22 protein-coding genes and 1 pseudogene are annotated in these 21,091 nt (G+C 62.5%); 7 read left to right on the forward strand and 16 right to left on the reverse strand.

Translation table 11 applies throughout. From position 1 onward, the window contains the following. The first annotated feature begins 26 nt into the window (after nt 1–26). The 3 genes from ABVQ20_RS33740 (at nt 27) to msrB (ending at nt 2,179) form a co-directional block, all read left to right on the forward strand. Nucleotides 27–473: a GNAT family N-acetyltransferase gene (locus ABVQ20_RS33740; protein WP_354464150.1), complete on the forward strand. Its 447-nt coding sequence runs from the start codon at nt 27–29 to the stop codon at nt 471–473. A 7-nt stretch (nt 474–480) separates the two neighbouring features. After that, nucleotides 481–1,671 carry a vWA domain-containing protein gene (locus tag ABVQ20_RS33745; RefSeq protein ID WP_354464151.1) on the forward strand — a complete coding sequence of 397 codons (1,191 nt, stop codon included), beginning with the start codon at nt 481–483 and terminating at the stop codon, nt 1,669–1,671. A gap of 103 nt (nt 1,672–1,774) precedes the next feature. Then, nucleotides 1,775–2,179 carry a peptide-methionine (R)-S-oxide reductase MsrB gene (gene msrB / locus ABVQ20_RS33750; protein ID WP_013529102.1) on the forward strand — a complete coding sequence of 135 codons (405 nt, stop codon included), beginning with the start codon at nt 1,775–1,777 and terminating at the stop codon, nt 2,177–2,179. Nucleotides 2,180–2,281: 102 nt separating this feature from the next. Here msrB and ABVQ20_RS33755 read toward each other — a convergent pair whose 3' ends face one another. The 13 genes from ABVQ20_RS33755 to ABVQ20_RS33815 all read right to left on the reverse strand — a co-directional run bounded on the left by ABVQ20_RS33755 (nt 2,282) and on the right by ABVQ20_RS33815 (nt 17,300). Beyond that, nucleotides 2,282–2,593 (reverse strand): hypothetical protein, encoded by a 312-nt coding sequence (locus ABVQ20_RS33755; protein WP_354464152.1) that lies wholly within the window; start codon nt 2,591–2,593, stop codon nt 2,282–2,284. Between the two features lie 7 nt (nt 2,594–2,600). Then, entirely contained in the window at nt 2,601–3,041 is a 441-nt protein-coding gene (locus tag ABVQ20_RS33760) for a hypothetical protein (protein ID WP_354464153.1), read from the reverse strand. A gap of 50 nt (nt 3,042–3,091) precedes the next feature. Further along, nucleotides 3,092–3,352 carry a DUF2312 domain-containing protein gene (locus ABVQ20_RS33765; RefSeq protein ID WP_354464154.1) on the reverse strand — a complete coding sequence of 87 codons (261 nt, stop codon included), beginning with the start codon at nt 3,350–3,352 and terminating at the stop codon, nt 3,092–3,094. 157 nt (nt 3,353–3,509) lie between these two features. After that, nucleotides 3,510–6,968, reverse strand: a complete 3,459-nt coding sequence (gene pyc, locus ABVQ20_RS33770; RefSeq protein WP_354464155.1) for a pyruvate carboxylase — start codon at nt 6,966–6,968, stop codon at nt 3,510–3,512. 300 nt (nt 6,969–7,268) lie between these two features. Next, nucleotides 7,269–8,384, reverse strand: coding sequence for a branched-chain amino acid ABC transporter substrate-binding protein (locus ABVQ20_RS33775; RefSeq protein WP_354464156.1), 1,116 nt, complete (start codon nt 8,382–8,384; stop codon nt 7,269–7,271). A 137-nt stretch (nt 8,385–8,521) separates the two neighbouring features. Next, nucleotides 8,522–8,869: a DUF6867 family protein gene (locus tag ABVQ20_RS33780; RefSeq protein ID WP_354464157.1), complete on the reverse strand. Its 348-nt coding sequence runs from the start codon at nt 8,867–8,869 to the stop codon at nt 8,522–8,524. Nucleotides 8,870–8,887: 18 nt separating this feature from the next. After that, nucleotides 8,888–9,616, reverse strand: a complete 729-nt coding sequence (locus ABVQ20_RS33785; RefSeq protein WP_354464260.1) for an ABC transporter ATP-binding protein — start codon at nt 9,614–9,616, stop codon at nt 8,888–8,890. After that, nucleotides 9,616–11,094: an ATP-binding cassette domain-containing protein gene (locus ABVQ20_RS33790; RefSeq protein ID WP_354464158.1), complete on the reverse strand. Its 1,479-nt coding sequence runs from the start codon at nt 11,092–11,094 to the stop codon at nt 9,616–9,618. The genes ABVQ20_RS33785 and ABVQ20_RS33790 overlap by 1 nt, the downstream gene beginning before the upstream one ends. Beyond that, entirely contained in the window at nt 11,094–12,689 is a 1,596-nt protein-coding gene (gene livM, locus ABVQ20_RS33795) for a high-affinity branched-chain amino acid ABC transporter permease LivM (protein WP_354464159.1), read from the reverse strand. Before livM ends, ABVQ20_RS33790 begins: the two co-directional genes overlap by 1 nt. 4 nt (nt 12,690–12,693) lie before the next feature. After that, nucleotides 12,694–13,596 (reverse strand): branched-chain amino acid ABC transporter permease, encoded by a 903-nt coding sequence (locus ABVQ20_RS33800; RefSeq protein ID WP_354464160.1) that lies wholly within the window; start codon nt 13,594–13,596, stop codon nt 12,694–12,696. 336 nt (nt 13,597–13,932) lie between these two features. Then, on the reverse strand, nt 13,933–14,934 hold the full coding sequence (locus ABVQ20_RS33805; protein ID WP_354464161.1) for a 4-hydroxyproline epimerase: 1,002 nt from the start codon (nt 14,932–14,934) through the stop codon (nt 13,933–13,935). A 14-nt stretch (nt 14,935–14,948) separates the two neighbouring features. Next, on the reverse strand, nt 14,949–16,199 hold the full coding sequence (locus ABVQ20_RS33810; protein WP_354464162.1) for an NAD(P)/FAD-dependent oxidoreductase: 1,251 nt from the start codon (nt 16,197–16,199) through the stop codon (nt 14,949–14,951). Between the two features lie 207 nt (nt 16,200–16,406). Then, nucleotides 16,407–17,300, reverse strand: coding sequence for a dihydrodipicolinate synthase family protein (locus ABVQ20_RS33815; RefSeq protein WP_354464163.1), 894 nt, complete (start codon nt 17,298–17,300; stop codon nt 16,407–16,409). Nucleotides 17,301–17,369: 69 nt separating this feature from the next. Between ABVQ20_RS33815 and ABVQ20_RS33820 the strand changes: the two genes are divergently transcribed. Then, complete coding sequence (locus ABVQ20_RS33820) at nt 17,370–18,062, forward strand: GntR family transcriptional regulator (RefSeq protein WP_435528478.1); 693 nt, start codon at nt 17,370–17,372, stop codon at nt 18,060–18,062. A 9-nt stretch (nt 18,063–18,071) separates the two neighbouring features. Here ABVQ20_RS33820 and ABVQ20_RS33825 read toward each other — a convergent pair whose 3' ends face one another. Both ABVQ20_RS33825 and ABVQ20_RS33830 read right to left on the reverse strand, forming a co-directional pair. After that, complete coding sequence (locus ABVQ20_RS33825) at nt 18,072–18,389, reverse strand: hypothetical protein (RefSeq protein WP_354464165.1); 318 nt, start codon at nt 18,387–18,389, stop codon at nt 18,072–18,074. A gap of 51 nt (nt 18,390–18,440) precedes the next feature. Then, nucleotides 18,441–18,818 (reverse strand): hypothetical protein, encoded by a 378-nt coding sequence (locus ABVQ20_RS33830; RefSeq protein ID WP_354464166.1) that lies wholly within the window; start codon nt 18,816–18,818, stop codon nt 18,441–18,443. Between the two features lie 6 nt (nt 18,819–18,824). Between ABVQ20_RS33830 and ABVQ20_RS33835 the strand changes: the two are divergent. Next, nucleotides 18,825–19,421, forward strand: a pseudogene (locus tag ABVQ20_RS33835) (GntR family transcriptional regulator). Between the two features lie 7 nt (nt 19,422–19,428). On the opposite strand, the gene ABVQ20_RS33840 reads toward ABVQ20_RS33835, so the two are convergent. Next, entirely contained in the window at nt 19,429–19,752 is a 324-nt protein-coding gene (locus tag ABVQ20_RS33840) for a winged helix-turn-helix transcriptional regulator (protein ID WP_354464261.1), read from the reverse strand. A gap of 189 nt (nt 19,753–19,941) precedes the next feature. Between ABVQ20_RS33840 and ABVQ20_RS33845 the strand changes: the two genes are divergently transcribed. Then, the gene (locus ABVQ20_RS33845; RefSeq protein ID WP_354464167.1) at nt 19,942–20,265 is read left to right on the forward strand and encodes a nuclear transport factor 2 family protein; all 324 of its coding nucleotides are present in this window, start codon (nt 19,942–19,944) and stop codon (nt 20,263–20,265) included. Next, entirely contained in the window at nt 20,262–21,062 is an 801-nt protein-coding gene (locus ABVQ20_RS33850; RefSeq protein WP_354464168.1) for an SDR family oxidoreductase, read from the forward strand. The genes ABVQ20_RS33845 and ABVQ20_RS33850 overlap by 4 nt, the downstream gene beginning before the upstream one ends. The last annotated feature ends 29 nt before the right edge of the window (nt 21,063–21,091 follow it).

A 21,091-nucleotide genomic window follows, 5' to 3' on the forward strand; every position in this document is an offset into this window, starting at 1 on the left:
GGTTCCAGACTTCAGAGGAAAATGAAATGACTGACATCACCGTCCGCCCGCTCGCACAGCCCGACCATGCCGACTGGCGGCGGCTGTGGACCGACTACCTCACCTTCTATGAGACCAAGCTGCCGGAAGAGGTCTATGCCGTCACCTGGAAGCGGCTGTTCACCGAAGGTGAATTCGAGCCGAAGGGTTTCATCGCCACGCTCGACGGCAAGGCCGTCGGCCTCACCCACTACCTCTACCACCGCTCCGGCTGGTCCGAGAAAAACAACTGCTATCTGCAGGACCTGTTCGCCGACCCGGACGTGCGCGGCAAGGGCATCGGCGCGGCGCTGATCAAGGCGGTGAAGGAAGAGGCTGCAAGGATTGGCGTCAAGAACGTCTACTGGATGACGCACGAGACCAACGCCACCGCCCGCAAGCTCTACGACCATGTAGCGCGGCGCACGGGCTTCATCGAGTATGATCTGCTATAGATAGACCATGTTCATCCCCTTCTTCCTCGAACTGAAGGCTGCACGCGTTCCCGTCTCGCTGCGGGAATATCTGTCACTGCTGGAAGGCCTGGAAGCCGGGCTGGTCGATTACGACGTCGAGGGTTTTTACTATCTCGCCCGCACTGCGTTGGTGAAGGATGAGCGCCACATCGACCGCTTCGACCAGGTGTTTGCGCATGTCTTCAAGGGCATCGAGGCGCTGGGCGGCCCGGATGCCGTTGATGTCACGAATATTCCCGAAGAATGGCTGCGCCGCCTCGCCGAGAAGCATCTGACCGACGAGGAGAAAAAACTGGTCGAGGCTCTCGGCGGTTTCGAAAAGCTGATGGAGACCTTGAAGCAGCGGCTCGAAGAGCAGAAGGGCCGCCATCAGGGCGGCTCGAAATGGATCGGCACCGGCGGCACCTCGCCCTTCGGCGCCTATGGCTACAATCCCGAGGGCGTCCGCATCGGCCAGCACGAGAGCCGCAATCGCCGCGCCGTGAAAGTCTGGGACAAGCGCGAATTCAGGAATTTCGACGATGCCGTCGAACTCGGCACCCGCAACATCAAGATCGCGCTGAAACGCCTGCGCCGCTGGGTGCGCGAGGGCGCCGAGGAGGAGTTCGACCTGCCCGGCACCATCCACGCCACCGCCGAGCACGGCTATCTCGACGTGCGGACGCGGCCCGAACGGCGCAATGCCGTGAAGCTCTTGATGTTCTTCGATGTCGGCGGCTCGATGGACGACCACATCAAAAGCGTCGAGGAGCTGTTTTCAGCCGCCCGCGCCGAATTCCGACAGCTCGAATATTTCTACTTCCACAACTGCCTCTACGAGGGCGTGTGGAAGGACAATCGCCGCCGCCATGCCGAGGTGATCCCGACCTTCGACCTCCTCCACAAATACGGCCCGGACTACAAGGTGATCGTCGTCGGCGATGCCTCGATGAGCCCTTACGAGATCGCGCATCCCGGAGGTTCGGTTGAGCATTGGAATCCGGAGGCAGGCAGCGTCTGGCTCGGCCGCCTGCTGCAGCAATGGCCGAACGCAGTATGGCTCAATCCGGAAAACCAGAAGAATTGGGGTTATACCCATTCCATCGCGATGATCCGCGATATCTTCGGCGGCCGGATGTTCCCGCTGACTCTGGCGGGGCTGGAAGGCGCGACGAAGCAGCTTTCCAGGAAACATTGATCTTGTAGAAGGCCCGCTGCTGGGCGAACCTGTAACAAACGCCTATCTTCATGCGAATATGAGGTTGCAACCAATAACGAGCCGCCAAGGCTGAGGAGATCAAATGGACACCCACACCTATCCCGTCACCCGCACCGATGCCGAATGGCGCGCCCGGCTGACGCCTGAGCAGTATGCCGTCATGCGCGGCCACGGCACCGAGCGGCCGGGAAGCTGCGCCCTGCTCTATGAAAAGCGCGCCGGCACCTTTTCCTGCGTCGGCTGCGACCAGCCGCTGTTCGAATCCAAGCTGAAGTTCGAGAGCGGCACCGGCTGGCCGAGCTTCAACGATCCGGTTCCCGGCTCGGTCGAGAACACGGTCGACCGCAGTTACGGCATGGTTCGCACCGAATGCCACTGCGCCCGCTGCGGCAGCCATCTCGGCCATGTCTTCGAGGACGGCCCGCCGCCGACCGGCCTGCGCTACTGCATCAACGGCGTGGCGCTGAAATTCGAGCCGGCGGCTTGAACAGCAATCTGATTGTTTGATCGTAAAGGGGCGGCTTCGGCCGCCCTTTTCATGTGCTGAGCTTGCAAGGCGTCCCATTCTGCACCGGCCGCCAGAACTGCCTCAGATCACCACCGTCAGGATCAACCACAGCGCCGCGCCCAAAGTCATCATCCAGGCCTTGGCGCTGGGAAATTTCTCAGCGGTTCGCCAGACTGCCAGTGTCAGGAACAGATTGTAGGGCACCGGCGCGAAATGCATCGCCAGCACCATGGCGAGCGGCATCTTCAGCCCGAGCAGGACAAGCGCCACCACCGACGACGCAACGCTGATTGCGGTGCCGACAAGAACCAGGTCACGCCAGAACAGCCGGCTCAGCGGCACGGCGCCTTGCCAGCGCAGGCGAAAGAAGGATGTGACGGCTTCGGAAACCACCGGCGCTCTATCCCTGCCCGAGAATCTCGGTCACGGCGCGTTCGACCCGTGACGCCTCCGTCACCAGCCAGTCGGCCATCGCCGGCCAGTTGTCCTCGGCAAAGCAGTTGACCCGCCAGAGCGAATTGATGCCGAGGCCCTCGGCACTTTGTCCCGGCCCGAGCTTCAGCCTGTCTTCGATCGCCGGCTGGAAGGGTTTCAATCGCGACCAGCTTTGCGTGGCGCCGAACTTCTCATTGCGTCCGAAGAAGACGCCGACATGGTTCTGCGCCGGCGCGACATACATGGAAATGACCAATGCGAAGTCGGGCAGCCCGCGCTGCCAGAACCAGGGTCCGCGCCGCGCCAGCCGGGCTTTCTCTTCAGGATGCCGTCCGGCGAACAGCGACCAGAAGCCGCGATGGCGGAATTCCGAGGCGCGGCGGCCGCCGAAGTCGAATTCGCTCATGGTCCAAACCGTTTATCCGGCAACCGCATCGGATGCCGGGCCGGCTAGTCTTACACCATGCCGAGAGCGGCCATGTACAGATCGAGGATGGCATCCTCTTCCTGGCGCTCGGCCTGGTCCTTCTTGCGCAGCCGGATGATTGTCCGCATCGCCTTGGTGTCGAAGCCGGTGCCCTTGGCCTCGGCGAACACTTCCTTGATATCCTCGGAAATGGTCTTCTTCTCTTCCTCGAGCCGCTCTATGCGCTCGATGAAGGCGCGCAACTGGCCGGCGGCAACAGTCTGGCTGGTGTCTGTGATGTCGTCGGCCATGTTTTTCTCCAAATCTGTTTTCACCGCGACTCGGGGTATGCCCCGGCGCTTTTGCAGGCGGTTCGATGCCCGACCGGGAACGGCGGGTCAAGCCGTTATCGATGCGGCATGAAGGGCTGCCGCCAAACACCGACAGCCCTGTTTCGGCAATGACCAATTATCCGAAGGCGATCAGCAGATCCTTGGCATCGATCTGGTCGCCGGCCTTGACCAGAACTTCGATGATTGTGCCGTCGCGCTCCGCATGCAGCGCCGTTTCCATCTTCATCGCCTCGATGGAGAGCAGCACGTCGCCCGCCTTCACCGCCTGGCCGGCGGCAACGGAGAGCGCGGAGACAACGCCCGGCATCGGCGCGCCGACATGTGCCTCATTGCCCGGCTCGGCCTTGCGCCGCGCCTTGGCCGCGGACGCGCCATGCGCCCTGTCTGGCACCTTCACGCGGCGCGGCTGGCCGTTGAGCTCGAAGAACACGGTGACCATGCCCTTGTCATCGACATCGCCGATGGCGAGGCAGCGCACGACCAGCGTCTTGCCCTTTTCGATATCGACAAAAATCTCGTCTTCCGGCTTCATGCCGTAGAAGTAGGTCGGCGTCGGCAGCACGCTGACCGGTCCGTAGGTCTCCTGCGCCCCGGCGAAATCCGAGAACACTTTTGGGTACATCAGCCACGAGGCGAATTCGAACTCGCTGAGCTTGCGCTCGAGTTTCTCCTCGATCTCCTTGCGGCTAGCCTTGAGGTCGGCGGGCTTGAGCAGCGATCCCGGCCGCACGGTGATCGGCTTCTCGCTCTTGAGCACCTTCTGCTGCAGCGCCTTCGGCCAACCGCCCGGCGACTGGCCGAGATCGCCGCGCAGCATCGAGACGACCGAGTCCGGGAAGGCGATATCCCTGTCCGGATTCTCGACATCGGCAACCGTCAGGTCCTGGCTCACCATCATCAGCGCCATGTCGCCGACCACCTTGGACGACGGCGTCACCTTTACGATGTCGCCGAACATCAAATTGACGTCGTGATAGGTCTGCGCCACCTCGTGCCAGCGTGTCTCGAGCCCGAGCGAACGCGCCTGTTCCTTGAGATTGGTGAACTGTCCGCCCGGCATTTCGTGCAGGTAGACTTCGGAGGCCGGCCCCTTGAGATCGCTTTCGAAGGCGGCGTACTGGTTGCGCACCGCCTCCCAGTAGAACGAGATGTTCCTGATCCATTGCGGGTCGAGGCCCGGATCGCGGTCGGTGCCCTTGAGCGCCTCGACGATCGAGCCCAGGCATGGCTGCGAGGTGTTGCCCGAGAAGGAATCCATCGCCGCGTCGATGGCGTCGACGCCGCTCTCCACCGCCGCCAGCACCGTCGCCGCCGACAGGCCGGACGTGTCATGCGTGTGGAAATGGATCGGCAGGTCGGTTGCCTCGCGCAGCGCCTTGAACAGCACGCGCGCGGCGGAAGGCTTCAGCAGCCCGGCCATGTCCTTGACCGCGATGATATGGGCGCCCGCAGCCTGCAATTCCCTGGCCAGTCCGATATAATATTTGAGATCGTACTTGGCGCGCGCCGGATCGAGTATGTCTCCGGTGTAGCAGATCGCCGCTTCGATCAGCTTGCCCTCGGCACCGACAGCGTCCATGGCGACGCGCATGTTCTCGACCCAGTTCAGGCAGTCGAAGACACGAAACAGGTCGATGCCGCCGGCAGCTGCTTGGCGGACGAAATGCTGCACGACATTGTCGGGATAGTTGGTGTAGCCAACGCCATTGGCGCCGCGCAGCAGCATCTGCAGCAACAGATTGGGCGCCGCCTCGCGCACCAGCGACAGCCGCTCCCAGGGGTCTTCGGTGAGGAAGCGCATGGCGACGTCGAACGTCGCGCCGCCCCAGCATTCGAGCGACAGAAGCTGTGGCAGTGCCCGCGCGTAGGTGCCGGCGATGCCGGCAATGTCATGCGTGCGCACGCGGGTCGCCAGCAGTGACTGATGTCCGTCGCGCATCGTCGTGTCGGTGACCAGCACCTCTTTCTGCTCGCGCATCCAGGTCGCGAATTTCGCCGGACCGAGCACATCGAACTTCTGCTTGGAGCCGCTCGGCACATTGCCGTTGAGATAGGGCACCACGGGCGCGGCCGCGTCGGCCTTGGGTTGCGGCCGCCCACGCGTCTCGGGATGGCCGTTGACCGAAACATCGGCAAGGTAGTTCAGAAGCTTGGTGGCGCGGTCCTGCCGCTTGACCTGCTGGAACAGTTCCGGCGTCGTGTCGATGAACTTCGTCGTATAGGAATTGTCCGCGAAGCTCGGGTGGTTGATGATCGCTTCGAGGAAGGTCAGGTTGGTCGCCACGCCGCGGATGCGGAATTCGCGCAGCGCCCGGTTCATGCGGGCGATGGTTTCGGTCGGCGTCGGTGCCCATGCCGTCACCTTCTCCAGCAGCGGATCGTAGAAGCGGGTGATGACCGCGCCCGAATAGGCGGTGCCGCCATCCAACCGGATGCCGAAGCCGGTGGCGCCGCGATAGGCGGTGATGCGGCCATAGTCCGGAATGAAATTATGCTCGGGGTCTTCCGTGGTGATACGGCACTGCAAGGCATGGCCGTTCAGCCTGATGTCCCTTTGCGCCGGTACGCCCGACTCTGGCGTGCCGATGGCGAAGCCGTCGAGGATGTGGATCTGCGCCTTGACGATGTCGATGCCCGTTACCTGTTCGGTGACGGTGTGCTCGACCTGGATGCGCGGATTGACCTCGATGAAGTAGAATTTGCTGGTATCGGCATCCTGCAGGAACTCGACCGTTCCGGCGCCGATATAGCTGGTCTCGCGGGCGATCTTCAGCGCGTGGCCGCAAAGCTCCTCGCGCTGTGACATTTCGAGATAGGGCGCCGGCGCCCGCTCGACGACCTTCTGGTTGCGGCGCTGGATCGAGCAGTCGCGTTCGAACAGATGCACGGCGTTGCCATGTGTATCGCCCAGCACCTGCACCTCGACATGGCGGGCGCGTTCGATCAGCTTTTCGAGATAGACCTCGTCCTTGCCGAAAGCGGCTTTTGCCTCGCGCTTGCCTTCCGTCACCTCGCGGGCAAGATCGGCCTCGGAACGAATGGCGCGCATGCCGCGGCCGCCGCCGCCCCACGATGCCTTCAGCATCACCGGATAGCCGATCTCCTTGGCCAGTTTCTTCACCGCGTCCATGTCGTCCGGCAGAGGATCGGTGGCGGGAATGACGGGCACGCCGACCTCGATGGCAAGATTGCGCGCGGCGACCTTGTTGCCGAGCCGGCGCATCGTGTCGGGCTTTGGCCCGATGAAGGTGATGCCGGCCTCGGCGCAGGCGTCGGCGAATTCGGGGCTTTCCGACAGAAGCCCATAACCAGGGTGGATCGCATCGGCACCCGAAAGCCTGGCGACACGGATCACCTCCTCGATCGACAGATAGCTCTCGATCGGGCCCATGTCCTTGGTCAGGTGCGGCCCACGCCCAACCTGGTAGCTCTCGTCGGCCTTGAAGCGGTGCAGCGAATATTTGTCTTCCTCGGCCCAGATCGCCACGGTTTTGAGGCCTAGTTCATTGGCCGCGCGAAAGACGCGGATGGCGATTTCTGACCGGTTGGCGACGAGGATCTTCGTGATAGCCAAGGACTGGGCTCCAGTAACGGAAGGGACGGGAAATCGGCGCAATGATTAGCGCGAAAATGCTGCAGTGCAAACAAAATCGATGCACGACTAAATCGATTTAAGTCGATTCCTCGCTTGGCACCGGACTGTCTCGGTTCGAAAGCCGTGCATCATGACTTCGATTGTCACCCGAACATCGATATTCTGCCGGCGAAGGACTGCTTGAAAAGCGCCATTCAACCGTCCAGCCACGCCAGTGGCCAAAGAAAATGCCCGGCGCGTTGCGCCGGGCATCATTGATATCAGACCTGCCAGAGCAGCTTATTTCGGGAACCAGGAATACTTTCCGTCGTCCTTCTTCTTCCACTCGTACATGATGTAGCCCGGCAGCTTCGGATCGCCCTTGGCATCATAGGCAAGATCGCCCAGAACCGTGGGGAACGGGCCGCTTCCATGCATCGCCTTGGCAACGGCCTGCGGGTCGTTCGACTTGGCGGCCGTCGCGGCTTCCGCTATCGCCTGCACGGCAGCGTAGGCGTAGAGCGTGTAGGCTTCCGGCTCAAAGCCCTGCGCGCGGAACTTGTCGACGAGTTCCTTGTTGGCCGGGATCAGGCGCGGGTCGGGGCCGAACGTGTTGAGCGTGCCGGCGACGGCGTCGCCCGCGATCGCGGCAAGCTCGTCCGTCACGATGCCGTCACCCGACATCATCGGGGCCTTGAGGCCCTGGTCCGCGGACTGGCGGATGATCAGGCCGGCTTCGGTATGCAGGCCGCCCCAGTAGATCAGCGTGACGCCGGCTTCCTTCATCTTGGCGATGAGCGCCGAGAAGTCCTTGTCGCCGACATTAACGCCTTCATACATGACTTCGGTGACGCCGGCGGCGTTCATTGCCTTCTTGGTTTCATCGGCGAGGCCCTGGCCATAAGGGGTCTTGTCATGAATGACGGCAACCTTGGCACCCTTGAAATTCGCGGCGATATAGGCGCCGGCGATGCTGCCCTGCTGGTCGTCGCGTCCGCAGGTGCGGAACACGTTCCACAGACCGCGCTCGGTGAACTTCGGATTGGTCGCGGCCGGCGTGATTTCGACGATGTTGTTTTCCGCGTAGACTTCCGAGGCCGGGATCGACACGCCCGAGTTGAAGTGGCCGATCACGAACTTGACGCCGTCGCCGACGAACTTGTTGGCAACCGAGATGCCCTGCTTCGGATCGGAGACGTCGTCGCCGACTTCGAGCTTGATCTGCTCGCCATTGATGCCGCCCTTGGCATTGATCGCGGCGACGGCCGCCTCGGCGCCCTTCTGCAGCTGTGCGCCGAAGGCCGCGTTCGGACCGGTGATCGGGCCGGCAACGCCGAACATTACGTCAGCCCACGCGTTGCCACCGAACGCGACGAGCGCGGTCAGGGCAACGGCGGACAATAGTGACTTTTTCATTTAAACGCTCCCATTAACGGAGTGGGCGTGGATGAAGCTTTCATGCGATGCCCACTCTTATCGCAGAAAGCATAGTGTGCCCATTTTCAGGCTCTTGTCACGCCGATTCATCCCCGAAACGGCGTTAATGATGAACGTCAACCTTTCGGTTTCCAGCTCAAAAGCGAAGCTCTTTCATAGAGCCAGTTATACTGAGTAACCATTTGATTTGTGCGCGTGTATTGGTAGCCGACGAAGCCCAGGATCATCAGTACAATAGTGTCCACGATATAGTAGTGAAGCGAGAACATCGTGCCGTTGAACAGCGCGTGGTGGATGAACCTGATACCGATGCCGAGGCCCAGCATATAGGCGAACAGCTGCGGGAAACTGCGCCAGGTCTGGGCGCTGGCCTTGCCTGTCATCCATGCCGCCCAGCCGCCGAGCAGGCAGGTGACGAAGAAGAACTGCCAGATCGACGGTTCCTCGTAGAGAATGCCTTGCATGATTGATGTCTCCTGGGATCAGTGATGCCCGCCTTCGAGATAGGCGGCGCGCACTTCCGGATTGGCGAGCAGTTCCTTGCCGGTACCGCTCATCGTTACATTGCCGTTGACCATGACATAGCCGCGCGTGGCGAGCTTCAGCGCGCCAAAGGCGTTCTGCTCGACCAGGAACACGGTTAGCCCCTGCGTGCGGTTCAGCTCGCGGATGGCATCGAAGATCTGCTTGACGATCAGCGGCGCCAGGCCCAGCGACGGTTCGTCGAGCAGAAGCAGTTTCGGCCGCGCCATCAGCGCACGCCCGATCGACAGCATCTGCTGTTCGCCGCCCGACAGCGTACCGCCACGCTGGGCGATGCGCTCCTTCAGGCGCGGAAACAGCGTGAACACCTTCTCGACATCCTCGTCATAGTGCTTGAGGTTGTCGAGGCTGGCGCCCATCTGCAGGTTTTCCATCACCGTCATGCGCGGGAAGATGCGCCGGCCTTCCGGCGACTGGGCGATGCGCATGCGCGCGATCTCGTGCGTCGGCATCTCCGTGATGTCGGTGCCGGCGAAAGTAATGGTGCCCGCCCGTGCGCGTGGAGCGCCAAAGATGGTCATCATCAAGGTCGACTTGCCGGCGCCGTTGGCGCCGATCAGCGCCACGATCTCGCCCTGGTTGACGTGGACATCGACGCCGTTCAGCGCCCTGATGTTGCCGTAGTAGGTCTGGACGCCCTTGACGTCGAGCAGCGTTGTGCCGGCCATCATTTACGCCCTCCACGTTTGCCCGCCGCCGGCGCGGCAGCGGCCTTTCCGGAAGCATGACTTGTCGCCACCTTCCCCGCATCGACCCGGCGCGAGAACTCCGTGTCCTTGCCCTTTGCCAGAAGCTTGGCTTGCTTGACCCACTCCTCGCGCGCGATGCGCCCGTCGAAGGCGAGATAGGCTTCCGCGGCCTCGACGTCGGACTTCTTCCAGGCGCCGATCTGGTCGAAATGGAAGATGCCGTGTTCGTTGAGCTTCTTCTCGTTGACCGTGCCGATCCCCTTGATGCGGGTCAGATTGTCGGCCTTGCCATCGCGGGGCGCCGCCAGCCGGTTGGAGATACCCACTGCTTTCGCCGGCGCCGCCTTGGCGGCCGGCTTTGCCGCAGCCGGCTTGGCCGGCGAAGCGGGCTTTGCGGCGACAGGCTTGCTTGCCACTGTCGCCGCGCGCGCATCGACCTGCGCTGCCTTCGACGCACCCTTGGACACGGTGACGCGCTCGCCTTCGCTGTGGCCGACGGTGTCGGCCACCGGCCCGGCGAGATAGGATGACGATGTCCCCGGACCATGCGCGGCATCGGGACCGGTGTCGAGTTGTTCGATAACGTCCTCGTCGCCGACCTCGGTCAGCACGGTCTCGACCTCCTCGTCGTCGACGCCGAGATAGGCGGCGATGACGCGTGGATCGGTGCGCACGGACTGCGGATTGCCGTCGGAGATCTTGCGGCCATATTCGAGCACGACGACATGGTCGGAAATCTTCATGACCACCGACATGTCGTGCTCGATAAGCAGGATCGACGTGCCAGTGTTGTTCTTGATGTCCATCAGCAGCGAGTTGAGCGCCAGCGATTCCTTCGGATTGAGACCGGCAGCCGGTTCATCAAGGCACAGAAGCTCCGGCCCGGTGCACATGGCGCGCGCGATTTCGAGCCGCCGCTGGGCCCCATAGGGCAGGTCGCCGGCCGGATCATCGGCACGATCGACAAGGTCGGCCTTCTCCAGCCAGTGACGGGCAAGTTCGACCGATTCGGCCGAAGCCTTGCGGTAGCCGCTGAAGCCGAACAGGCCCAGCATCGTATAGCCCGATGCCTTCATCAGCTTGTTGTGCTGGGCCACCAGCAGGTTCTCCAGCAGCGTCATGCCCGAGAACAGCCGGATATTCTGGAAGGTACGCGCCACCTTGGCGCGCGCCGGGATTTCGTGGTTCGGTAGGCGCTCCAGCAGGTAGCTGGTGCCATCCTGGCGGTTGAGCGTGATCATGCCTTCCGACGGCTTGTAGAAGCCGGTGATGCAGTTGAACACGGTGGTCTTGCCGGCACCATTGGGGCCGATCAGCGCGGTGATCTCGCCGCGCTTCGCGGTGAAGGACAGATCGCCGATGGCGACAAGGCCGCCGAACTTCATCGACAGGTGATCGACCTGCAGGATGGCGTCGTTCATACCCGGATTGGTTCCCTGAATCGAGCTCGCATTCATCAGCCGTGGCCCTCCTTGGTGAAGGAACTGGAGACAGCCCTTCGCTCTTTCAGGAAAGCTGTTGGTTCACGACTGCCGACGAAGCCGCGTGGCTTCCACAGCATGACGATCACCATGGCCATGCCGAACAGAAGCATGCGGTAGAGCTCCGGGGTGAAGTCCGGCCCGAAGATCTGCTTGAGGAAGTCGAGCTCACGCAGCGCCTCGGTGCCACCGATCATCACCATGGCGGCGACGGCGATGCCGACCAGCGAGCCCATACCGCCAAGCACGACGATTGCCAGGATGATCGCCGATTCCAGGAAGACGAAGGATTCCGGGCTGACGAAACCTTGCCGCGCGGCAAAGAACGAGCCGGCAAAGCCGCCGAACATGGCACCTGTGGCAAAGGCGGTGAGCTTGGTGGTGGTGGTGTTGATGCCGAGCGAGCGGCAGGCGATCTCATCCTCACGCAGCGCTTCCCAAGCACGGCCAACCGGCAGACGGCGCAGCCTGATGGTGACGAAGGCGGTGAGCAGGCAGAGCCCGAGTATCAGGTAGTAGAGGAAGATCTTGTAGTATGCGCCGGACTGAGCGATGCCCAGCACCTTGGCGATGTAGTTCGGATCCGAGACGTTGAACGACATCAGGCCGAAGAAGGAAACCTTCGGAATGCCGGAGATGCCGGCAGAACCGTTGGTCACATCGCGCCAGTTGATCAGCACCAATCGGATGATCTCGCCGAAAGCCAGCGTCACGATAGCCAGATAGTCGCCGCGCAGGCGCAACACCGGGAAGCCGAGCAGCACGCCCCAGAGGGCGGCCATGGCGCCGGCAGCCGGCAGCAGGATCCAGAACGACAGGCCGAAATGCGTGGCTAGAAGCGCATACGCATAGGCGCCAAGTGCATAAAAGGCGACGTAGCCGAGGTCGAGCAGGCCGGCGAGACCGACGACGATGTTCAACCCCCATGCCAGCATCACATAGATCAGGATCTGGATGCCGAAATTGTCGACCCACTTCAGCGACCCCTGGAAGCCGCCCGCCATCGAACCTGTGTACAGTGTGAGCACCACCACGACCAGGATCGGATAGAGCGCCAGCGCGCTTATGCCCAACGCCGAGAAATGGGTGTGGATGAAGGACCGGAAATAGAAGATCACCGAGGCGATCACGTAGATGATCGCCAACGCCCGCAGGAAGCGTGCATAGCCGGCAAGGCCAGGCCCCAGCAATCCGTCGAGCGAGCCGGCAAATACGGTCAGCACGACCAGCACAGCGAGCGCCGCGATGAAATACGGCAAGCGGAAGAACCGCGTCGCCACGCTGTCCGGCAACAGGCCGGTGGCGACGTTGGTGATCTTCTGGCTGGCCATGAAAGGCTGGCCGTAGGCGACATAGAGGAAGCGTCCGACGGCGGTGGCGATTACCACGATGGCGAGCAGGCCCCAGCGTTGCATGAGGACCAGCTCGTTGGAGATGTTCTGGTCGGTCTTGAGGCCGATGAACAGCACGAACAGGCCAAGCGCGATGGCGCCGGCATAGAACCCTTCGCGCAGCGCTCGCTGCACGGGCGTGGCGACGATGTCGCGCTCCGGAGATACGGTGACTGCCATGATCTCAGACCTTTTCGACTTCTGGCCGGCCCAGAATGCCGGAAGGCAGGAAGATCAGCACGATCGCCAGGATCGAGAAGGCGGCCACGTCCTTGTAGTCGATCGAGAAATAGGCCGACCACAGGCTCTCGATGAGCCCGATCATCAGTCCGCCGAGCACCGCACCCGGCAACGAGCCGATGCCGCCGAGCACCGCCGCGGTGAATGCCTTCACGCCTGGTGTGAAGCCGTCCGAGAAGGCGATGACACCGTAGTACATCAGGAACAGCGTCCCGGCGACGGCGGCAAGCGAAGCTCCCATGATGAAGGTGATCGAGATGGTGCGGTCAACGTCGATGCCGAGCAATGCCGCCATCTTGCGGTCCTGTTCGCAGGCGCGCTGCGCGCGGCCAAGCGAGGTCCTGTTGACCAGGTACCAGAACAGCGCCAGCAGCAGCGCGGTGACGATGACGATGATGATCTGCTTCAGCGACACGCTGATGCCTTCGATGTTGTAGACCGTGCTGACCATCGGCGGGATCGGCTTGTTGCGCGGCCCCTGCGTCACCTGGACGAAGTTGGACAGCGCGATCGACATGCCGATGGCGGTGATCAGCGGCGCCAGCCGGAACGAACCGCGCAGCGGCCGATACGCCACCTTTTCGATCGTCCAGTTGTAGAGGCTGGTGAGCAGCATCGCCACGATCATCATGACCAGCAGCGCGATGACCACGGGCACCGAATAGAACAGAGCGCCGAGGATGAGGAAAACGATCAGCGCCGTGAAGGCGCCCACCATGAAAATGTCGCCGTGGGCGAAATTGATCATGCCGATGATGCCGTAGACCATCGTATAGCCGATCGCGATCAGGCCATAGATCGACCCCAGCGTCAGCCCGTTGATAAGCTGCTGGACAAAATACTGCATGTGTACGTTGCTCCCCTGGAATGTCGCCCATGCAGACGCATTCCTTTTCGTATTTCCCCTAGTCGTAAAGTTTCGAGCCCGGATTGCAACGTGATTTTTCAATCGTCATGCGTGTTGTGTCGGCACGCCTTCGAATTGCCCGTTTTCTCATATCCGGCCTCTGGACTATCGCGGACCCTACCATTGGCATAACGCAATGTCTTTGATTAATCGACCGCATCATGCGCGCCATTTCGAAGAAATCGCTGTCAAAAGAATTTGATGAGACGGATCGTTGCGTCTCGGTCCATGGTTCGGTTTTTGCGCCGCATTGACCTCAGGCGACTTCGTGCCCTCCTACTTGACCACAAAACCGTGCGCGAACGGATCACGGTCGTCGATGAAGATGGTGTTCAATCCCGTCATGCGCGCCCAGCCGCCGATCGATGGAATGATAGCCGGCTTGCCGGCAACCGCGACCTCCTTTTCGACCCTGCCCTTGAACAGCGAGCCGATGATGGACTCATGGATGAAGTCGTCGCCGGTCTTGAGCTTGCCCTTGGCGTGAAGCTGCGCCATCCGCGCCGAGGTGCCGGTGCCGCATGGCGAGCGGTCGATCGCCTTGTCACCATAGAAGACGGCATTGCGCGCATCGGCTTCGGCGTGCGTCGGCTTGCCGGTCCACAGCATGTGCGACAGCCGGTTGATGCCGGGGTTTTCCGGATGCACGAAAGCGTACTTTTCATTGAGCCGCTGCCGCACCACCGGACTCCAGGCGATCAAGTCGCCGGCCGAATGATCGGCCATGTCGCGATAGTTCTCCTGCGGCTCGACGATGGCGTAGAAATTGCCGCCATAGGCGACATCGACGCTGATCTCGCCGAGCCCTGGGCATTCCACCGTCAGACCCTCGGCGTAGAGGAAGGATGGCACATTGGTGATGCGCACTTCCTCGACATAGTCGCCGATCTGTTTGTATTCCGCGATGACCAGGCCGGCCGGCGTATCGAGCCTCAGCATGCCCGGCGTCTTCGGCTTGATCAGCCCGTGCTCGATAGCCATCGTCACCGTGCCGATGGTGCCATGACCGCACATCGGCAAGCAGCCCGACGTCTCGATGAACAGGATGGCGATGTCGCAATCCTCACGCGTCGGCGGATAGAGGATCGAGCCGGACATGACATCATGGCCGCGCGGCTCGAACATCAGGCCGGTACGGATCCAGTCATATTCGGCGAGGAAATGCGCACGCCGCTCCATCATGGTCGCTCCCTGGAGCAGCGGGCCGCCACCGGCGACCAGCCGCACCGGATTGCCGCAGGTGTGGCCGTCTATGCAGAAGAAGGATTTCTTGGCCATGACGGCTCCCGGATTCAAAAACGTTGCGGACTGAAGGGCATGAGATCGATCGGCGGAGCCTGCTCCAGAACGAGGTCACGGATCAAGCGTCCCGTGGCGGCCGACTGGGTCAGGCCGAGATGGCCATGGCCGAAGGCATGGATCACCGACGGGTTCGCCCGCGCCCGCCCGATGACGGGAAGTGAATCCGGCAGCGAGGGCCGGAAGCCCATCCATTCGCGGCCACCGGCCGGATCGAGCCCCGGCAGAAATTTCTGCGCCTTCTGCAGCAGAGCCTTCGATCGGGCATAGTTCGGCGGTCTGTCGATGCCGCCGAGTTCGACGGCACCGCCGACACGCAAGCCTGTTTCCAGCGGCGTGACGACGAAGCCATGCCCGGAAAAGATCAGCTGCCGCTTCACGTCGAAGGCATCCTTCGGCAGCGTCGTGTTGTAGCCGCGCTCGGTTTCGAGCGGAATGCGATCGCCGAGGTCTTTCGCCAGCAGATGCGACCACGCTCCGGCGGCGATGACGAGATGCCTCGCCTGCCGCGTGGCGCCGTCGGCGAAGTGCAGCGTGACGCCGGCCGGTCCTGTTTCGACACGTTCGATCCGTGCCTTTTCAAAGCGGGCGCCCTTCTGTTGCGCATAGGCCCAGATGGCCTTTCCGAGCAGCTTGGGGTCGGCCACGGTCTTCCACGCCGGCACGAAGGTGCCCTTGACGAAGCGTGGCGACAGACCAGGCTGAAGGGCAGCAAGCTCGTTGCCTTCGACATGGCGGAAGCCGATGTCAAAACGCTGCCTGGCGGCCCAGCCCGGCAATGAGGCACGGAACTCCGCCGCGCTCTCGTAGAGTTCGAGCGAACCGTCCTCGCGCAGCATGGCACGCGTGCCGGAACGCTGCATCAATCCAGCCCATTCGCTTTCGGCAAGCCCCATCATCGCCACTTGCGCGGCGAGGCTGGCCTCGTAACGATCACTGCGCCCGGCGCGCCAGAAACGGATCAGCCATGGCAGGAGTTTTGGCAGGTAGGAGGGAGGAATGCTGAGCGGCCCCAGCGGATCGGCGAGCCACTTCGGCAGATTCTTGATCATGCCTTTTTGCGCCAGTGGCAGCACGTCGGAAAAGGCGAAGGCAGCGGCATTGCCGGAGCTCGTTTCCTCGCAGATGCCGGTACGGTCGAAGACCGTGACGCCGCGTCCCGCCTCGGCAAGATAGGCGGCGGCGCAGATGCCGATGATGCCGCCACCGACAATGGCGATTTCAATTGCAGCATCGTTGTTCATGGCTGCGGGCCGTACTGCATGTGCCAATCCCCGCCTCGCTCCACTCTACGATCGGCCCCCTCAGCCGACCCTTCGGGCCACCTCCTCCCCGCCGGGGAGAAGAGACTGGCACCGGCCTTGGCGACCTCTTCTCCCGTCGGGGAGAAGGTGGCCGCGGAGCGGCCGGATGAGGGGGACCGCGACGTTGCCATTTTTAGAACACTGGCCTCAAAACTGCGGCAGTGTCGGCCGTACCGCCAGCGCATCCTTGATGATCTTTTCGGCCGCCTTGCGGCGTTCGCCCGACAGCGGCTGGCGCGGCATGCGGACGCGGTCGTTGGTGTTGATCGCAAAGACTTCCGCGAGCTTGATGTTCTGCACCAGATAGGTCGACACGTCGAGATCGAGCAGTGGGCGGAACCAGCGGTAGATGGCAAGCGCCTCTTCGCGGCGGCCCTGCTTCATCAGTTGGTAGATGGCGACCGTCTCGCGGGGAAACGCAGTGACCAGGCCGGCCACCCAGCCGATGGCGCCGACCGACAGCGCCTCGAAGGCGAGATTGTCGACGCCGGTGAACAGGTCGTAGCGGCTGCCCAGCCGATTGATGATCTCGGTCGAGCGGCGGATGTCGTCGGAGGATTCCTTGATGGCGACGAAACGCTTGTCCGATGCCAGTTCCTCCATCTGGTCGACGGTGACGTCGACGCGGTAGGCGAGACGGTTGGAGTAGATCATCACCGGCAGGTCGCCGGCCTGCGCGACGGCGCGAAGTGCCGCGACCGTCTCTTCCGCATTGGTGTGGTAGATCGGGCTCGGCACGACCATCAGGCCGTTGGCGCCTTCCTTGGCGGCGCGGCGCGCGATCGCTGCCGCCTCGCGGGTGCCGGCCTCGTTCACCGTCAGCAGGACCGGCTTCTTGCCAGCGATCTTCTGTGCGGTCTTCAGCACCTCGATCTTCTCGTCGGCCGACAGCATCGGCCCTTCGCCGAGCGACCCGCAGACGATGATGCCGTCGCAGCCGGCCTCCATCTGCAGCGCGAAACAGCGCTCCATCTCGGCATGGTCGAGGCGGTCATCCTCGGTGAATTTGGTCGTGACGGCGGGGAAAACTCCGGTCCACATGATCATTGCTCCATCTGATATATCAGCCGTATATCTGTTAAGAAACGCGCTGTCAATGCGGAATCTCTTATGATATACCCTAGATATATCAGGAGAGCGCCTTTGATATCCATGGAACCAGGCATGACATCCGAGCCGGCTGCGGCCAGGGCCTATCGCGTGCTCGAGCATATGATCGTCACATTGGAACTAGCGCCAGCGAGCTTTGTCACCGAAGGCGCGCTCATCGAAAAGCTGGCGCTCGGCCGCACACCGGTACGTGAGGCGATCCAGCGGCTGGCCTGGGAAGGGCTGCTCGACGTGCGCCCGCGCGCCGGCATCGCGATCGCTCCGCTGCATCCCGGAGACTGGCTGCGCGTGCTCGACGCACGCCGCGGCGTCGAGGTGGTGCTGGCCCGCTCGGCCGCGCGCTTCGTCACCCGCGAGGCCGCCGACCTGTTTCATGAGGCCGCACTTGCCATGCAGAAGGCGGTCATTTCCGGCAATGTGCTTGCCTTCATCCATGCCGACAAGGCGCTCGACGACGCCTTGGCGCTGGCCGCCGACAACCCCTTCGCGGCGCGGCTGGCCGCCCCGCTGCAAACCCACAGCCGGCGTTTCTGGTTTCGCTACAAGGCCGATACCGGCCTGGCCGAGTCGGCCGAGCACCATGTCGCGCTGATCCGCTCGATCCTCGACGGCGACGAAGAGGCCGCGGCCAAGGATGCCAAGCGACTGATGGCGCTGCTGCGGGGCCACGCCGAAGTGGCTGCCACGCGTTAATCAGACAGCTTAGGGCCCGTGTGCCGCTGCGGCGACGGCCAGGGTGTTTTCCCATCCGTCACCGGTCGCAAGAATGCAGCTCCGGTCCTTCACGCCGGTTATCAGCATGGTCCACGTGCCGCTCGCCGAGACATAGATTTCTATGACGGCTTTTTGCCCGACCACTCCGTAACCGATCTGCTTTTGCTGGAAGGCCTGCGCCAGCCCCGCGACAAGATCGCTGTGGGCGCCGCAGACGAGTTGTGCCTGCACGGGTGAAGCCGCCAGCGCCATGGCGGCGCCGATCGCGGCTATCCTGATCCATCGAAATGAAAATATGCGTGCCATTTGGCACCTCCTTTGCCTTTGCGTTCCGGCAAGGGAGGCACATCGATGGCCTCAATGTGCCGGAACGCTCCAGGCCGGGTTCGACGTCTTCATCACGTCACTCCTTCTGGTTTCCGGTCTGTCGTCAGGGAGCGCGTTCTCGTACTCCTGGATTCGATATGGTGAGGTCCCGATCTGAAAACAAGCGCCCGTTCGAACGCTGACATTTCGTGAGAGGTTGGCTGGCTCAGGCCCAGGCATCGCCGCTGCCGTCATTGCACTGTCCCAACCCTCACCTGCCGATATCACGCAGCTTTGACCTGCTGTGTCGGTGGCGAGGATAGTCCATGTACCCTTCTTCGAAACGAAGATTTCAAGAATGATATTCGGATTGACCACACCCAGCGCGGCAGCGCTTTCGTGAAACTCGTCGCCGAGCGCCTTGATCATAGCGGCATGCGCAGCGCATCACGCTCTAGACTGGCGCCCGGAAGCCATGTCACCGAAGGATCGCTGATCGACAGGTTGGGCATCGGCCGCACCCCTGTGCGCGAGGCGATCCAGCGGCTGGCTTGGGAGGGACGGCTCGACGTCCGCCCCCGCGCCGGCATTGCCATCGCCCCCGCTCCACCCGGCGACTGGCTTCGCGTGCTCGACGCGCGCCGTGGCGTCGAGGTGGTGCTGGCCCGCTCGGCCGCCCGTTTCGTCACCCGCGAGGCCGCCGACATGTTCCATGAAGCGGCACTCGCCATGCAGAAGGCAGTCATCTCCGGCAACGTGCTTGCCTTCATCCACGCCGACAAGGCACTTGACGAGGCCCTCGCGCTGGCTGCCGACAACCCCTTCGCGGCGCGGCTGGCGGCACCACTGCAGACTCATAGCCGGCGTTTCTGATTCCGCTACAAAGCCGACACCGGCCTCGCCGAGTCGGCGGAGCACCATGTCGCACTTATTCGCTCGATCCTCGACGGCGATGAGGAGGCCGCGGCCGAGGATACCAAGCGTCTGATGTCGCTGCTACGCAGCCATGCCGAAGTGGCTGCCACGCGCTGAGTTGAAGTCAGCTTTCTGCGATCTCTCGCTGGGCCGCCCATGTCAACAGGGCGTCGAGGGCTGGGCACAGCGCCTGCCCCCAGTCGGTCAGGCAGTATTCGACCTTCGGCGGCACCTGATGATGCACGATACGGCACACGATGCCGTCGGCCTCCATCTGTCTTAGCTGCTGGATCAACATCTTTTGCGAGATCGCCGGGATCGCCCGTTCGAGATCGGAGAAGCGCAGCACTTTGCCGCCAAACAGGTGAAAAAGTATCACCAGCTTCCAGCGGCCTTCGAGGATGCGCAGCACGTTCTCCACACCGCTCGCCGCGGACAGCGGAGTCAGTTCCTCGTCGCCGCTTCCAGGACCAACCTCCGTTTCAGATCCAACCTTACTTTCAGGGCCAGCCTTACCTTCAGGTAAGTACCTTACTTTTTCGTCGGTTCTTGTCATTCCGTCAGCTTATCTCATTTTAGGGGTCCGACAAGCGCCGCCCGCGAGTCGGCATCAGGAACCGCAACCGGAGACGAAACCATGACCCTTCCCCAACCCCTGGCGGATTATTTCGCCGCCAAGAACCGGCACGATATCGACGCCATGATCGTCCCGTTCTCCTCGAAGGCCATCGTTCGAGACGAAGGGGAAACGCATCAGGGACTGGCCGCGATCCGCGATTGGATGGAAGCAACGACACGCAAATACCGTGTAATCGTCGAGGTCGCGGACGCCACGGCGGATGGCGATGCATGGCGGATCGCCGGCATCGTGTCAGGCAATTTCCCCGGCAGCCCGGCGACGCTGCACTACAATTTCACGCTGGCCGACGGCCAGATCACGCGACTGGCGATCGGCGCATGAGCACGCAACGGACATTCGTTATCGACGACCAGGAATTCGCCGGCCAGCGCGTTCTGGTCACCGGCGGCACCAAGGGCGCGGGCGCGGCTATCGTGGAGCGTCTTTCCACGGCCGGCGCGCTGGTTCTGACGACGGCGCGTTCAAAACCGGACGGGGCGAATGATGCCCTATTTGTGCAAGCGGACATCGCCACGCCGGAGGGCACCGCCACGGTCGCGAGAGGCGTAGTCGAGCGGCTTGGCGGCATCGATGTCATCGTGCACAGCGTCGGCGGCTCGAAGAGCCCCGGCGGAGGGTTTGCCGAACTGACGGAAGATATCTGGCAAGAGGAGCTCAACCTGAACCTGATGGCGGCGGTGCGGCTCGATCGCATGCTGATCCCGCACATGATCGAACAGGGCTGCGGTGCGATTGTCCACATAACCTCGATCCAAAGCCGGTTGCCGCTCCATGAATCGACCATCGGCTACGCCGCGGCGAAAGCTGCGCTGTCGACTTACAGCAAGGCGCTGTCGAAGGAACTCGGGCCGAAGGGTATCCGGGTGAACAGGGTGGCGCCGGGATGGATCAACACATCAGCTTCGGAGGCCATGGTTGCCCGACTGGCTGACCATTCCGGCTCGGATGAGGAAACCGCTCGCCAAGGCATCATGGATGCACTTGGCGGCATTCCCATCGGCAGACCGGCATGGCCTCGGGAAGTCGCCGAATTGGTGGCGTTCCTCGTCTCCGACCGCGCGGCGTCGATCCATGGCGCCGAATACGTTATCGACGGCGGCACGGTTCCGACGGTTTGATCGCAATTGAAAAAGGGACGCGACCGAAG

This window comes from Mesorhizobium shangrilense (assembly GCF_040537815.1).
In the GTDB taxonomy this organism is placed as follows: domain Bacteria; phylum Pseudomonadota; class Alphaproteobacteria; order Rhizobiales; family Rhizobiaceae; genus Mesorhizobium; species Mesorhizobium shangrilense.

Coding starts and splice junctions, on each gene's coding strand:
- ABVQ20_RS33740 (WP_354464150.1), top strand. CDS start 27: ATGACTGACATCACCGTCCGCCCGCTCGCACAGCCCGACCATGCCGAC.
- ABVQ20_RS33745 (WP_354464151.1), top strand. CDS start 481: ATGTTCATCCCCTTCTTCCTCGAACTGAAGGCTGCACGCGTTCCCGTC.
- msrB (WP_013529102.1), top strand. CDS start 1,775: ATGGACACCCACACCTATCCCGTCACCCGCACCGATGCCGAATGGCGC.
- ABVQ20_RS33760 (WP_354464153.1), bottom strand. CDS start 3,041: ATGAGCGAATTCGACTTCGGCGGCCGCCGCGCCTCGGAATTCCGCCAT.
- ABVQ20_RS33765 (WP_354464154.1), bottom strand. CDS start 3,352: ATGGCCGACGACATCACAGACACCAGCCAGACTGTTGCCGCCGGCCAG.
- ABVQ20_RS33775 (WP_354464156.1), bottom strand. CDS start 8,384: ATGAAAAAGTCACTATTGTCCGCCGTTGCCCTGACCGCGCTCGTCGCG.
- ABVQ20_RS33780 (WP_354464157.1), bottom strand. CDS start 8,869: ATGCAAGGCATTCTCTACGAGGAACCGTCGATCTGGCAGTTCTTCTTC.
- ABVQ20_RS33785 (WP_354464260.1), bottom strand. CDS start 9,616: ATGGCCGGCACAACGCTGCTCGACGTCAAGGGCGTCCAGACCTACTAC.
- ABVQ20_RS33790 (WP_354464158.1), bottom strand. CDS start 11,094: ATGAATGCGAGCTCGATTCAGGGAACCAATCCGGGTATGAACGACGCC.
- livM (WP_354464159.1), bottom strand. CDS start 12,689: ATGGCAGTCACCGTATCTCCGGAGCGCGACATCGTCGCCACGCCCGTG.
- ABVQ20_RS33800 (WP_354464160.1), bottom strand. CDS start 13,596: ATGCAGTATTTTGTCCAGCAGCTTATCAACGGGCTGACGCTGGGGTCG.
- ABVQ20_RS33805 (WP_354464161.1), bottom strand. CDS start 14,934: ATGGCCAAGAAATCCTTCTTCTGCATAGACGGCCACACCTGCGGCAAT.
- ABVQ20_RS33810 (WP_354464162.1), bottom strand. CDS start 16,199: ATGAACAACGATGCTGCAATTGAAATCGCCATTGTCGGTGGCGGCATC.
- ABVQ20_RS33815 (WP_354464163.1), bottom strand. CDS start 17,300: ATGTGGACCGGAGTTTTCCCCGCCGTCACGACCAAATTCACCGAGGAT.
- ABVQ20_RS33820 (WP_435528478.1), top strand. CDS start 17,370: ATGATATACCCTAGATATATCAGGAGAGCGCCTTTGATATCCATGGAA.
- ABVQ20_RS33825 (WP_354464165.1), bottom strand. CDS start 18,389: ATGGCACGCATATTTTCATTTCGATGGATCAGGATAGCCGCGATCGGC.
- ABVQ20_RS33830 (WP_354464166.1), bottom strand. CDS start 18,818: ATGATCAAGGCGCTCGGCGACGAGTTTCACGAAAGCGCTGCCGCGCTG.
- ABVQ20_RS33845 (WP_354464167.1), top strand. CDS start 19,942: ATGACCCTTCCCCAACCCCTGGCGGATTATTTCGCCGCCAAGAACCGG.
- ABVQ20_RS33850 (WP_354464168.1), top strand. CDS start 20,262: ATGAGCACGCAACGGACATTCGTTATCGACGACCAGGAATTCGCCGGC.